This window comes from Arthrobacter sp. B0316-5-4 (assembly GCF_059090325.1).
Window position 1 is genome coordinate 603848 of the sequence record NZ_JBNHFN010000001.1, and the last position, 13662, is coordinate 617509.

Sequence of the window (13662 nt, forward strand, 5' to 3'; positions counted from 1 at the left end):
CTCCTTTGATTTAGATTCTAAATTTAGATCCCGGACCAGTATGAAACGCCGGACGCGGGAAGGTCAACAGTGGTTCAGCCCTTGACTGCGCCCTGGGTGACGCCCGCCATGACCCACCTCTGGGTGAAGAGATAAGCGACGATCGCGGGCGCCATGGCCATGAGGTAGGACGCGAAAGACACGTGGTAGTTGTTGCTGAATTGGGTCTGGAACAGGTTTTGCCGCACCGGGAGGGTTTGCAGGCCCGGATCGGAAATGATCAGCGACGGCATCATGAAGTCGTTCCACGCATAGAGGAAGGCAAAGATTCCGACCGTTGCGCTCATCGGGGCCAGAAGCGGGAAGATCAGCTTCCAGAACGTTTGCCATCTCGTTGCCCCATCGATCCGGGCGCTCTCTTCCAACTCCATGGGGATCGACCTGAGGAATGCGGTGAAGAGCAACACGCTGAAGCTCAGCTGGAACATGGTGGCGAGCAGGATCACGCCGAACGGGTTGTCCAGTCCCAGCCGGCCGGTGAGCTGGATCTGCGGCAGTGCCACCACGGGGAACGGGATGAACATGGCCGCCAGCAGGTAGAAGAACGAGTACCGGAACAGTTTGCGCTCCCAGTTACGCACGATCGCGTACGAAGCGAAGGCGGCCAGGATGATCGTAGCCACCACCGTGCCTGCGGTGACCAGCAGCGACATGGCGGCGCCCACGGGGAAGTTTGTCAACGTCCAGGCCTGGACGGAGCCGTCAAGGCTGAATGGTGCCGGGAACGAGAAGGCGTTGCCGTCCACCGCCTGCCCTTGGGTCTTGAAAGCCATGGAAACCGTGACGTACAGGGGTAGCAGAACAGTGACCGCACACAGCAGGAGGATGGCGGTCCCCGGCCAGTTGGCCCGCTCCCGCTTCGCTCTGGCAACGGGCCGGGAACTTCCGACGGCGGTACCTGGCTTGGCTTGCCGGGCTTCAGTTTGGATGGTGGCTTGTTCGGTCATCAGAGAGCATTCCGTCCGCGGGTCAACGAGAGCTGTACAAGGGAAATCAGGATGGCTACAACGAAGAAGATCGTTGCGTTGGCCATCTGGTAGGCGTAGTCGCCGCCGTTGAAGCCGGCGATAACGGTCATTGCGATGCTTCGGGTGGAGGTTCCCGGGCCGCCGTTCGTCAGCCCGACAATGATGTCGTAGGCGTTCAGGAAGCCCTTGAACCCGAGAATGATGTTGATGACCACATATCCGGCCACCAGCGGAAGGGTGATCTTCACCAGCTGCTGGAACTTGCTGGCGCCGTCGATGTCCGCAGCCTCGTAGACGTCCCCCGGAACAGCGACGAGGCCCGCGATATAGATGAGCAGCGCGCCGGGGACTGCCTGCCACGCGGTGACCAGGACAATGGCGATCCAAGCGAGGTCCGGGTTGGCCAACAGGCTGCTTTCCAGCCACGGAATCCCTGCTGCCGCCCCGGCTGCCGGCAGCGAGTTGGAGAACAGGAAGTTGAACACGTAGGCGATGATGATGCCGGAAACCACCATGGGGATGACAAAAACGGTGCGCAGCGCGGTCTTCATCCGGATCCGCGATGTCAGTCCCACGGCCAGGAGGAAGGCGACCACGTTGACTGCGATCACCGTAACGAGGGAGAACCCGAAGGTGAAAAGGTAGCTCTGCAGGATCGCGGGGTCACCAAATATCGCAAGGTAATTGGTAAGGCCTACGAATTCCCAATCACCGATGCCGATGGAATCCGTGAAGCTGAAGAAAATACCAATGATGGCCGGGATGGTGATGGCCAGGGTGAACAGGAGAAGGCTGGGTACCAGGAAGAAGTAGAAGATAGGTTCAACGGGTCGCCTGCTGCGTTGCCGGGGACGGTCCCTGCCGGAGGTGATTTTGTTGGTGAGGATGGACATTTCTTAGCTCCCGGGTCCGGCACTACTGGCGAAACGCCAGGCGCGCCCAATCTGCGTCGAGGGTTCGGAGGGTGGATTCAGGTCCTGCGCCGAAGACGAGCGCCTGGGTGTAGTTCATGATGGGGATGGTCTTTGGCACCAAGACCGAGGGACCTTGGTACACCTTTCCCTGCTCGTAGTAACCGGCCATGCCCGCGATCCGCGGGTCCGGAACCACCGCGGAGTCCTTGGTTGGGGTGAACCCAAGCTGGGACTTGTTGTAGGCGTCCATCACTTCCGGCTTGTACAGGTACTCAAGGAAGCCGCGTGCAGCGTCCTTGTGCTTGGATGCCTCAGGAATCCAGGCGGCGAGGTCCACGTTGACGCGGACGCGCAAGTCCTCCGGGTTCTCGGTCATTGGCAGGGGGAAAGTTGCCAGTTGGAGGTCGGGGGCGGTCTTGGCCAGTTCGCTGAAGGCCCACGGCCCCTGCAGGTACATGGCGGCCTTGCCTTGCGAAAACGCGAGGTTTCCGTCGCCATAGGCCCTGCTCGCTGCGTCTTTGTTGACGTAGTCCTTGGTCAACTGCAGCATCCTGGCAACCGGCTGGTCGAAGTCCTTCTGGAATGACACCGGGGAATCCGGACCGACTTCCGTCCCTTCATCGGCCAGCTTCTTGAAGAAGTCGATGGTGTCCACTTGGCCCCCAACGGAGTAGTCGAACCACCCCTGGGCTATCGTCCAGTCGTCCTTCCACGTGGCATAGAACGGCGTCACTCCAGCGGCTTTCAGTTTCTCGCAGGCAGCGATCAGCTGGCTCCAGGTCGTAGGCACACTGATGTTGTTGGCAGCGAAGATGTCCTTGTTGTAGATCACGGAGGAGGCCATCACCGAATAGGGAAGGGCGCTGGTACGGTCCGGGTACTTCCCGTACTGGTCCATCAGCGGTTGGAGGTCTTCCCGGATGCGGGAGGCAGCGTTGGTTCCGGACAGATCGCTCAGCGCACCACGCTGGACGAAACGGGACGATTCCATGTTGTAGTTGGCCAAAGCAATGTCCGGTGGATTGCCCCGCACGAAGCTTGCGGACACGACGTCGACGCCGGACGTGTCCATGACAACTTCTGCCTTGTCCTGCGAAGCGTTGTAGTCGGCAACGAGTTTGCTCATGAAGCCGATTGCCTCGCGTTTACTGAACGTAAACCGGATTGTTTCCTTGCCCGGTTCACCCGTGCACCCCGAGAGGAGGCCTGCCAGCAGGGCCAGCCCCAGCCCCATCGCTGCCAGGCGTCTCTTGCGTGTCGATTGTGCAGACACCATAGTCCTTTCATCCTGCGGACCCCGGCGGCCGCGTCACCATCCGGGGAGTCATTTACCCCGTCCAAGAGTTTAGATAGGAGATAAATTTATAACCTATCGCTAGTATTGAGTGATGGCCACCACACGGTCAAGACTTCGAAGGAAATGTGTCGGTATCTAAATTTATGCACTAAATTTAGATAGACCGCTGTCTCAGTTCCTGCAAGCGGTCGGGAAAGCGAGGAAGCAGCATGCTGACCGGTACCGCTCCGTCAACACAGCTGGTCCGCCGGGTCAACGCCAGCGCCATGCTCAAGGCAATGCGTGGCGCAGGAGTCGTTACGGGCACCGAACTGATGGCCTCCACCGAACTTTCGCGCGCCACCGTCATCTCCATCTGCGACGAACTGGTTCGCCTGGGATGGCTTCAGGAACTCGAAAATCAACGGGTGGCCGGAGACTACGTGAAAGGCCGCCCGGCGCGCCGCTTCGTCTTCGACAACAGCGCAGCCCACGTGCTGGGCATCGACATCGGCGCCACCAAGATCACCGCCATAGTGGCGGACATGGCCGGCACACCCCTGTCCCAGGTCACCATGCCCTTCCGGACCTACAACGTGCCCGCTGATGAACGCGCCGATGTACTGGACCGGATCGCGGCAGATGCCATGCTCAAGGCAGGTATCACGGCAGACTCCGTCCTCGCCGTATCCGTCGGCGTTGCTGCCCCGGTAAACCGCCAAGGCGAGGTCCTCACGGTCCAGGAATTCTGGCGCTCCTTCGATGTCCGCCGGATAGTTTCCGAACGGCATGGCTGGCATGTGCTCCTGGAAAACGACGCCAACCTGGCCGCCCTCGCCGAACGGTGGCAGGGAACAGCCCAAGGAGTGGACAATCTGGTGGTCATGCTTGCCGGCGACCGCCTGGGCTCTGGCATCCTCGAGTCAGGACGCCTGCTCCACGGCCAACTGGGCGGCTTCGGCGAACTCGGCTACCTCGACAACGTAGACGGCGTTGGCGACACGTACGGGATTGCCCACTACGCTGCCCTGTGGGGACGCGAAGCCCTCAAGGACGACGCCGCCTCGGCCCTTGGAACACTCTGTGGTGGCGACCCCGCAGCACTGACCGCCGGGATGGTCTTCACAGCGGCAGCCGACGGCGATCCCGCCGCACAAAGCGCGCTGGACCGCGTGGCACACCGAATGGCCCGGGTCATCGGCTCGATCAGCACCCTGGTCAATCCTGAACTGTTTGTCATAGCGGGAGGTGTCGCAGCGTCCGCCAACGCCCTGATCCCCGCCATTGAAAAGCAGCTCCCGGAGTTCACCTTCACTCCCCCGCGCCTGGCCAGCTCCACCCTCGGGGATGGCATCGTGTCCCTCGGAGCGGTTCGTCACGCACTGGACTATGTGGAAGAGAATGCATTGGACCTCTCGCCCGCTTCGTTAAACAAACACCTTCGTTGAACAAACCAGCGGGGAAGCCTAGGCCTGACCAGGACTAGTCCGGCATCGACAGGGTCCGGAGGTCCAGTTGCCGCAGTACCCGGTCCGCCACTTCAGGGTCAGTCCCAGGCTCATTGCGTGCTGAGACCACTTCCTGGCGTGCGGCGTCCAGGGCGATCGTTTGAACCGCAATTGACAATTCCCGCCCGCGCTTGCGCTTCTCGGCAGTCGTCTCATTCTGCAGGGTGCCATCCAACAGCTCGGCGTGGAGCCGACGCATCTTCTCCTTGATCAGGGCCACCTTCTCGGCGGGCAATTCCTTCATGAGGTCGTGGTCCTTCAGGGCCGCAACGGCGGCGGACTGGGCGCGCCGCGCCAGTACACGCGCTGCGTCCTGTTCGTGCGAACCATCCTCGGTGGCCTTCAGGACCCGCATCAGCCAAGGCAGCGTCAACCCGGGAAGGACCAATGTGGCCAGGAGGACGGCGCACGCAATCACCAGGATCTCGTGTCGGGCCGGGAAATCGCTGCCATCAGGCAAGGTCATGGGGAGCGCCAAAGCCAAGGCCAGGGTTGCCAGCCCCCGCATACCGCACCACGTCAGGATCAGTACTTCCTTGGGGGACGTCGGCAGGAGGTTGCGCCGTCGTCGTGCGGTCAGTGAGAGCAGGCCCAGCCAGAGGAAGCGCACCACGAAGACCAGGACGCAGATCACCACGGCCATGCCGATCATCCCGAAAATGGCTGTTCCTTCGTCCCGTATGACGTGACGGATCTCGAGGCCAACCAAGCCAAAGGCCAACCCCGTGGCGAGCAGCTCCACCACGTCCCAGAAAGCGGTCCGGGTGATCCGCTCGGCAGCGTCCTGGGGTCGCGTATGGCGCTGCAGTTCCAAGGCGGTCACGACGACGGCCACCACGCCTGAGGCGTGCAGCTCTTCCGCAAGGATGTACGCGGCGAACGGCACAACAAGTGTGACGGCACTTCTGGCCACCATGGACGTGACCAGCTTGGTGATGACCTTGGTCACCCAGCCCATCGCGATGCCAATGAGGATGGCCAACGCCGCGCCAACCACGAACTGCAGGATGACGTTCGGCCCTACCTCACTGCCTGAGACCGTTGCCGCGACTGCCGCCTGGAAAATCACGATTGCTGCGGCATCGTTGAACAGGCCTTCACTTTGGAGGACTGTGATGAGCCTCCGCGGCATATGAACGCGTCCGGCAACGGATTCCACGGCTACGGGATCCGGAGGCGCCACCATGGCGCCCAGGGCGATGGCGGCCGGGATCCCGATGCCCGGAATCATCAGCCACGCGGCGCCGGCCACCGTGGCAGTGGACACCACCACCAGGGCCACAGCCATCAGCAGCAGTGTCCGCCAACGCACGCGGAAAACTGCCCAGGAACTCTTTTGCGCCGTGGCAAACAACAGCGGCGGAAGGAAGATCGGCAGGATCAGGTCCGGCGAGATTTCAAGCTCGGGGAAGCCCGGAATGAAGGTCAGGGCCACAGCGAGCAACAGCATCAGCACCGGATAAGGAAGGCGCAGCCGGTCGCCAAGGCCCACAGCCACCACCGTTGCAAGCAGCAACCCGATTATGAGCGCCAACTGATCCATTTCCCTGCTTCCCCAGATGTTGTAAGGCCCTTCCCCGGCAACACCGGGAAAGTTCCCTACAAACATATCCCGGGGTAACCGCCGGGCAGGTCCGGTCAGTCCTTAGTGAGGGCGTCCACCACGTCTTCGGTACCGTCTTTGAAGGTGATCGTCCGATGGGCTGTCCCCGGAAGTTCCAGGACCGCAGCAGCCACCAGGGCCACGTTTGCCCGTGAAGTTTGGGTCCCGTCTTCGGGGGTGGCAGGGTCCGTTTCGATCAAACCCGTGGCCGGTTCATCCGTCAGTGCGCCCGGGCCCAGGATGGTCCAGTCCAAGTCAGTACCCCGCAGGTACTCGTCGGCGGCAGCCTTGGCCTCCGCGTAGGCGAAGAAAGGATTGTCCTGGGGCACGCCGTGGTCCTTGGCGGCCCCGAGGTAGGAAACCATCACATACCGCGAGACGCCGGCCTGCCCGGCGGCATCCATGGAGCGGATCGCGGCGTCCCGGTCCACCGCATAGGTCCTGTCCGGGTTGCCCCCGCCAGCACCGGCCGACCAGACCACCGCGTCGTGGCCGGTGAGCGCCTGGGCGAGTTCCGCCGTCGTCGAGTTCTCCACATCCAGCACCTCGGCGGAGGCTCCCGTTTCCGTGACATCCGGCACATGCTCGGGATTCCGGATGAAGGACGTGACGTCGTGACCTTCGCCACTGAGGATTTTGGACAGATGCAGGGCCACTTTGCCGTGGCCGCCAATGATTGCGATTCGGCTCATGGACCCATTCTGTCCCACGAAACGAAAAAAGACCCCGCAGGTGAATTCTGCGGGGTCTTGCTCTGTAGCGGTGGGGAGGCTCGATCTCCCGACCTCACGATTATGAGTCGTGCGCTCTAACCAACTGAGCTACACCGCCACGAATGAGAAAAACCTGTGTCAAGCCGGTCAAAACCGCCCTGACACAGGCCCTCATTCAGAGCCCCCCACCGGAATCGATCCGGTGACCTCGTTCTTACCAAGAACGCGCTCTACCACTGAGCTAGGGGGGCAACGAGTAAATACTCTACCGGACGTTTTCAGAAGCTACAAATCGGCGAAAGGACGCGGAAAATTCGCGTCGACACAATTTGCAAAGGCGCCCCGGAGTTGATCTACAAACGGAGAACATCAAGGCAAGCGGAGCACCTGCCCAGGGTAAAGGTGGTCGGGGTTTGGGACCGTGTCGGAGTTGCTTGCGATCAGAGCGCCGAGGTCCACGCCGAACTGGGCCGCGATACCGCTCATGGTGTCTCCGGGCTCCACCACCACCTCGGTGACCCTCCGGGCTCCCGAGGAACGCCCCGCGGAGCCCTCAGGGGCGCCTTCCTGAGCTTCCTGGGCCTGTTGGGCGCCGTCGATGTCTGCTTCCACCTGCCTGGCCGCCTGTGCCCCCGCCACGTCGGCAGCTTCCTGGTTGTGCGTTGCCTGCGCAGCTGCAGCTTCCGCAGCGTCCCGGGTGGAAGATGCAGCGTCGACGGCGGCTGCATCCTCGGCCGCCTGGCGGGCCGCAGTTTGGTCTACTTGAACGGGGTCCGGGGCGGCAACGGGGGTCGCGGAGGCACTGTGATCCTTTTCACCGTGATCCTTGTCGCCGATGCCGAGGGTTTTCTTCACGTTATCCAGCAGTCCCATGAAGCGATAGTACGGCGGCGGGCTGTTCCCCGTAACCCAATGCCGCCCCGAAATTCGTGCCGCACGGCTGGCGACCGGGGCCGGGGCCCGCGGTTAACGCAACAGGGGGCCGGCTCGAAAGCCGACCCCCTGCGGGAACTACTTGGTGTTTATCACCGGGCTGTGTTTACCACTTGCCCTTGCGGTTGAAGTCGCGGTGTCCGCCTTCGCCGCCACTGCGGGGCTTGCGTGCGCCGTCGCCGTGACCGCCGAAGCGGGATCCGCTGGCCTGGCCGCGATCGCGGTCGCCGAAGCTGCCTGCGGTGCGCTCAGAGCGGTCGCTGTAGGAGCGGCCGCCACGGTCAGCGGAGGTACGCTCGCCGTCGGACTTGCGGAAGTCCTTCTTGAAGCCGCCGTTGCCCTTGAAGTTTCCGCCACCACGGTTTTCACGGTCGCCGTAGCCACCGCGTCCCCCGCCGGAGTAGCCACCACGTTCGCTGCTCGGCCTGCGGCCGTTGTCCAGCTCGAGGTTGATCAGCTCGCCGCCGATGCGGGTGCGGGAAAGTGCGCGCAGCTGCTCGGGGCTCAGGTCTGCCGGGAGCTCCACCAGGGAGTGGTCCGAGCGGATGTCGATGCCACCGATCTGTGCGGACGAGATGCCACCCTCGTTGGCAATGGCGCCAACGATCGAGCCCGGCATGACGCGCTGACGGCGTCCGACGGCGATCCGGTAGGTAGCGTTGCCCTCGGTGAGTGCACGGGTCGGGCCACGGGAACCGAAGCCGTCCTTGGAGCGCTCGCGCTTCTGGTACTCAGGAGCTGCAGGCAGTTCCTTGACCAGCAAGGGCTGACCACCCTGGGCCATGACGGCCAGGGCAGCTGCGATCTCCGCAGCCGGAACGTTGTGCTCTTCTTCGTAGGAAGAGATGAGGTCGCGGAACGCTGCGACATCCTCGGACGCGAGGGTCTCGGTGATGCGCTCGGCGAACTTGCCCAGGCGCAGCGTGTTCACGGTCTCCGCGGTGGGCAGGTGCATCTGCTCGACCGGCTGGCGCGTGGCCTTCTCGATGGAACGCAGCAAGTACTTCTCGCGCGGCGTCATGAACAGGATCGCGTCACCGGAACGGCCTGCACGGCCGGTACGGCCAATGCGGTGGACGTAGGACTCGGTGTCGTGCGGGATGTCGTAGTTGATGACGTGGCTGATGCGCTCAACGTCAAGACCACGGGCTGCGACGTCGGTAGCAACCAGGATGTCGATGCGGCCTTCCTTGAGCGCGTCAACAGTGCGTTCGCGCTGCTGCTGCGGGATGTCGCCGTTGATGGCGGCAGCCTGGAAGCCCCGTGCCTTCAGCTTGTCAGCCAGGTCCTCGGTAGCCATCTTGGTCCGCACGAAGGCGATAACGCCGTCGAATTCCTCAACCTCAAGGATGCGGGTCAGTGCGTCCAGCTTGTGCGGGCCCATGACCTGCAGGTAGCGCTGGCGGGTGTTGGCGCCGGTGGTGGTCTTGGACTTCACCGAGATCTCAGCCGGGTTGTTCAGGTACTGCTTGGACATGCGGCGGATCTGGCCCGGCATGGTGGCCGAGAACAGTGCAACCTGGCGGTCCTCGGGGGTCTGCTGGAAGATCTGCTCAACGTCATCGGCGAAGCCCATGCGCAGCATCTCGTCAGCTTCGTCAAGGACGAGGTACTGGAGCTCGGAAAGGTCCAGGGAACCCTTGGCGATGTGGTCGATTACGCGGCCGGGGGTACCAACAACAACCTGTGCGCCACGGCGAAGGCCGGCGAGCTGCGGGCCGTAGGCCGAGCCACCGTACACCGGCAGGACAGTGAAGTCGTCAATGTGCTTGGCGTAGGAGGTGAAAGCCTCGGCAACCTGGAGGGCCAGTTCACGCGTGGGAGCCAGGACCAATGCCTGGGTCTTGCGGGACGGGCCGTTGAGGTCGTGAAGTTCAGCCAGGCGCGACAGGGCCGGGACAGCAAATGCTGCGGTCTTGCCGGTACCGGTCTGAGCCAGGCCAACGACGTCGCGGCCCTCAAGGAGCAGCGGGATGGTTGCGGCCTGGATGGGTGACGGCTTTTCGTAGCCGACATCCTGCAGGGCGGCCAGAACGCGGCCGTCGATGCCTAGCTCGGCAAAACGAACGCCTTCTTCTTCGTCCTCGTCTGCCTTGGGAGCAGGAGCTTCGGTGAAGGCGGGGGCTGCAGCCTCAGCTGCGGCAGTCTCGACGGGGGCAGCGGCAGCAGCCGGTGCTTCAGCTTCGGCGGGTGCGGCGGTCTCTACTGCTTCAGCAACGGGGGCTGTTTCAGCAGACTCATCGTTCGGGGCGTCGAAGTTTTCGTTGAGATTTTCGGTCATAAGGGGAAATTCCTCATCCATAGGGCATCGGCGCGACCCGGTTGGGCTGGCCGCAGTACTCGTCGCGAAGAGACAGGAAAAGGTGCCCTGCTATTCGCAAGAAGTCCGGCGCTATCGCAATCCCATGGCAGGACTTCCCGCTGCATCTCTTGGCTGCTATCCCAGCAGTCTGTACAGCGTTTTCTTTAGCCGGCTCTCCCTATGAAAATGCCCGCACACATTTGCGGGCCCCAACACTTACCAGTCCTGCCTCAAGAATTGGGCAGGATAAAGGGATTTCCGGAGTGGGGGATATTTCAAGTGTAGGGCACAGGGCGGGGTGCCCGCGACCCGGATTCCGGTGAGCTTGTTCACATTCCCGTTGTCGGGCCTTGAATGCGGGCTCACCACGGGTCCGGCAGGACCGCAAATCTGCGTCCAGGGACCGACTAGCTGCGTTCAGAGCTCGCTGCGGCGCAGGACCTTTTCGAACTTCGCGTGGTACTCGTCCTGGAGCCGGATCTCCCCATCCGCCTCGGCGTCCAAGAGGGCCTGGACGAGTTCCGCGGTGGGTTCGCTGAACCACTGGCCCACGGTGATACCGTGCTTCGGAACGAACGTGCGGTGGATGTGGTCTCCCGCCGAGATGGTGCCCGCCCGGATCACCCTAAGGTACGTGCCAACCCTGCCGGCCTGCGTGAACCTCTTCACCCACTGCGGCTCCCCGATCGCGCGTTGGAAGGTGGCGCAAGGAACCCGGGGCGAGGTCACTTCCAGCTCCACGTCCAAACCGATCCTCCAGCGTTCGCCGATCACCGCGCCTGTGGTTTCGGTTCCGGTGACGCGCAGGTTCTCGCCGAAGAAGCCTGGCGCGAGCTCCCGACCCAGCTCCCCTGACCAATAGTCAGCGTCCTCCTGCGAATAGGCGTACAGTGCCTGGTCCTCGCCGCCGTGGTTGGCCCGGTCCGCCTGCACATCACCGTGGAGCCCCAGTTTGTGGACCTTGACCGGCCCCTCGACGGGACGCTTGTCGATGGCGGTGACGCCCACGTTGCCGGGATCGGGCAACAACTGGTGGACACGGCAGACGGCGAGGAGGGATGCGGTGTTCATGGACAACAGTGTACGGATGCCCGCGCCTCGCTAGGGATCGAACCTGTAGCCCATGCCGGCTTCGGTATGGAGGTGGCGTGGCTCCGCAGGATCCCGTTCGAGTTTGCGCCGCAACTGGGCGATGTACACCCTGAGGTACTGGGTTTCCTTGGCGTACGCCTGACCCCAAACCTGGGTGAGGATCTGCTGTTGGCTCACCAGCTTCCCTTTGTTGCGGACCAGCAACTCCAGGATGTTCCACTCAGTAGGGGTCAGCCGGACGTCCGCGCCATCCCTGACGATCTTCTTGCCGGCCAGGTCCACCACGAAGTCTGCTGTGGCCAAGGTGGGTTCTTCTTCCCCGGTGACTACCCTGCGGGAGGCAACCCGCAACCGGGCAAGCAGCTCATCCAAACCGAAAGGCTTGGTCACGTAGTCGTCCGCACCGGCGTCGAGCGCTTCCACCTTGTCTTCCGAGGCGTGCCGGGCGGACAGCACGATGATGGGCATGCTGGACCAGCCCCGGATACGGCGAATGACCTCCACGCCGTCCATGTCAGGCAGGCCGAGGTCCAGGACCACAATCTTGACAGGTTGTTTCGCCGCGGCGTTCAGGGCATCGGCTCCATTTCCCACTGTCAGGGCCTGATAGCCGTGCGCCTGAAGGGTGACCTGCATGGCCCGCGCTATGCGTGCCTCGTCCTCAACGATCAAAACCAGCGTCACAGCTGCTCCCCGGTCCATAGCGGCAGCGTGACCACCAACGTCAGTCCGCCACCCGGCGTCGGCTCCGCAGCGAGGCTTCCACCCATGGCCTCTGTGAATCCCTTGGCGACCGCGAGCCCCAGCCCGATCCCACCGGCCGGCCCAGGGGTGGGCGCGTCACCGAAACGCTGAAACGGCTGGAACATGGTGAGGACCTCCTGTGGGCCTATCCCCTGGCCATGATCCACAATCCGCAGCTCGCTGGCGGGCCGCTCCCCCAAGGTGATGCCCGCACCAGCCGTGGCCCTCAACACCACGTCCGAATCCGGCGCATACTTCACAGCGTTCTCCACGATGTTCGCAACAACGCGCTCGAGCATGCCGGTATCGGCTAGAACCGGTGGGAGGTTAGGCGGCAGTTCGTTACGGAGACGGTCCCGGGGAATCCCCTGCAGCGCCTCCGGCAGCACGTCCGCCCATGCCGTACCGGTCAGCAACGGATTGACGGCGTCCGCGGTAATGCGCGACATGTCCAGGAGGTTGTCCACCAGGTGGTCCAGCCGGTCCGCGTAATCCTCAATGGTCTCCAACAACTCCCGCTCCACATCCGGCGGAAAATCAACGTCATCCTGGCGCAGGCTGCTGACCGCCAGTTTGATCCCGGCCAAGGGCGTCCGCAGGTCATGCGACACGGCACGCAGGATGGAGGTACGCATCTTGTTGCCCTCCGACAACCGCACATTGTCGCGCCGGCTCTGCACCAGCTGCTGCCGCTCGCGCACAGCAACCACAAACGCGCCAAATGCCGCGAGCATCCGCTGGTGATGCGGTGATAACGGGCCGCCGCGCAGCAACAGCGTGTAGTGGGGATCGACGACGGCGGCATGATCGGCGGCGGCATGGGTCACCGGCGGATTGGGGCCGGCGCTCGCCAGGACACGCCACTCCGGCGCCGCGCCCTGCGCCTGGATTCCCTGGCTTCCCAGCAATGTCACAGCCTCCATGCCCAGATTGCCGCGGACCTTCTCCAAAAACGACTCCAGGCTGCCATCGGAGCTGAGGATGCGCAGGGCCAGCTCACTCAGGGCCGTGGCCTCCGCTCCCGACCTCGCCGCTTCCTGCGCCCGCCGGGTGGCCAGGCCCACAGCAAGCCCCACGCCGCACGCAACGGCAAGGAAAACCACCACGGTGAACAGCGTGCTGGGGTCCGCGATGGAGAGCGAACCTACAGGGTCCGCCGAAAAGTAGTTAAGGAGGAAGCTGCCCAGCACGGCGGCCACCACCGCTGGCCACAGGCCCCCGATAGCGGCCACGGCCACTGCCACCGCCAGTTGCAGGAGCATGATCATCGCGAAATTACGGAAACCCAGCACCGTGACGAAAAGTTCGACGGCGGGGGGCAGCAAAAGTGCCAGGACCAACCCGGCGATCACCCGGCCCTGGCCGATGCCCCGCACCGACGGAAGCCGCAGCAGCACGCCGTCCTCGCCGTTGCTGTGTGCCTCAGGTGCCGCCATGGCTACATCCTTACATGGTTCGTTAGTGGGCAGTTCTCCCCATGTGGGACTGTCACCGGTGCCAGCGCTGCGCACAGGTACTAGGCTTGCTCTGAGCATTCTGGTCCGGCGTGGCGCCGGACACTTCCACGGTC

At 63.2% G+C, this 13662-nt stretch carries 11 protein-coding genes and 2 tRNA genes; 1 reads left to right on the forward strand and 12 read right to left on the reverse strand.

Annotated features, from left to right (window positions below; genetic code table 11):
• Positions 1 to 74 precede the first annotated feature (74 nt).
• From AC5RU9_RS02820 to AC5RU9_RS02830, 3 genes are read right to left on the reverse strand one after another with little or no spacing between them, the layout of a single operon-like run.
• Positions 75 to 986, reverse strand: coding sequence for a carbohydrate ABC transporter permease (locus AC5RU9_RS02820; protein ID WP_494015226.1), 912 nt, complete (start codon positions 984 to 986; stop codon positions 75 to 77).
• Positions 986 to 1900: a carbohydrate ABC transporter permease gene (locus AC5RU9_RS02825; RefSeq protein WP_494015227.1), complete on the reverse strand. Its 915-nt coding sequence runs from the start codon at positions 1898 to 1900 to the stop codon at positions 986 to 988. Before AC5RU9_RS02825 ends, AC5RU9_RS02820 begins: the two co-directional genes overlap by 1 nt.
• Positions 1901 to 1922: 22 nt before the next feature.
• Entirely contained in the window at positions 1923 to 3197 is a 1275-nt protein-coding gene (locus AC5RU9_RS02830) for an ABC transporter substrate-binding protein (protein WP_494015228.1), read from the reverse strand.
• Between the two features lie 230 nt (positions 3198 to 3427).
• On the opposite strand from AC5RU9_RS02830, the gene AC5RU9_RS02835 reads away from it, so the two are divergent.
• Positions 3428 to 4645 (forward strand): ROK family protein, encoded by a 1218-nt coding sequence (locus AC5RU9_RS02835; protein WP_494015229.1) that lies wholly within the window; start codon positions 3428 to 3430, stop codon positions 4643 to 4645.
• Positions 4646 to 4679: 34 nt separating this feature from the next.
• Here the strand turns inward: AC5RU9_RS02835 and AC5RU9_RS02840 are convergent, their stop codons facing one another.
• From AC5RU9_RS02840 to AC5RU9_RS02880, 9 genes are all read right to left on the reverse strand, one after another.
• On the reverse strand, positions 4680 to 6248 hold the full coding sequence (locus AC5RU9_RS02840) for a Na+/H+ antiporter (RefSeq protein WP_494015230.1): 1569 nt from the start codon (positions 6246 to 6248) through the stop codon (positions 4680 to 4682).
• A 95-nt stretch (positions 6249 to 6343) separates the two neighbouring features.
• Positions 6344 to 7000, reverse strand: coding sequence for an SDR family oxidoreductase (locus AC5RU9_RS02845; protein WP_494015231.1), 657 nt, complete (start codon positions 6998 to 7000; stop codon positions 6344 to 6346).
• A 65-nt stretch (positions 7001 to 7065) separates the two neighbouring features.
• A tRNA-Met gene (locus AC5RU9_RS02850) sits at positions 7066 to 7139 on the reverse strand.
• Positions 7140 to 7200: 61 nt separating this feature from the next.
• Positions 7201 to 7272 (reverse strand) — tRNA-Thr (locus tag AC5RU9_RS02855).
• Positions 7273 to 7390: 118 nt separating this feature from the next.
• On the reverse strand, positions 7391 to 7894 hold the full coding sequence (locus AC5RU9_RS02860; RefSeq protein ID WP_494015232.1) for a LysM peptidoglycan-binding domain-containing protein: 504 nt from the start codon (positions 7892 to 7894) through the stop codon (positions 7391 to 7393).
• 166 nt (positions 7895 to 8060) lie between these two features.
• On the reverse strand, positions 8061 to 10235 hold the full coding sequence (locus AC5RU9_RS02865; RefSeq protein WP_211712071.1) for a DEAD/DEAH box helicase: 2175 nt from the start codon (positions 10233 to 10235) through the stop codon (positions 8061 to 8063).
• Between the two features lie 438 nt (positions 10236 to 10673).
• On the reverse strand, positions 10674 to 11327 hold the full coding sequence (locus AC5RU9_RS02870) for an MOSC domain-containing protein (RefSeq protein WP_494015233.1): 654 nt from the start codon (positions 11325 to 11327) through the stop codon (positions 10674 to 10676).
• A 30-nt stretch (positions 11328 to 11357) separates the two neighbouring features.
• Positions 11358 to 12032 carry a response regulator gene (locus tag AC5RU9_RS02875; protein WP_309992623.1) on the reverse strand — a complete coding sequence of 225 codons (675 nt, stop codon included), beginning with the start codon at positions 12030 to 12032 and terminating at the stop codon, positions 11358 to 11360.
• Positions 12029 to 13528, reverse strand: coding sequence for a sensor histidine kinase (locus tag AC5RU9_RS02880; protein ID WP_494015234.1), 1500 nt, complete (start codon positions 13526 to 13528; stop codon positions 12029 to 12031). The genes AC5RU9_RS02875 and AC5RU9_RS02880 overlap by 4 nt, the downstream gene beginning before the upstream one ends.
• Positions 13529 to 13662: the final 134 nt, after the last annotated feature.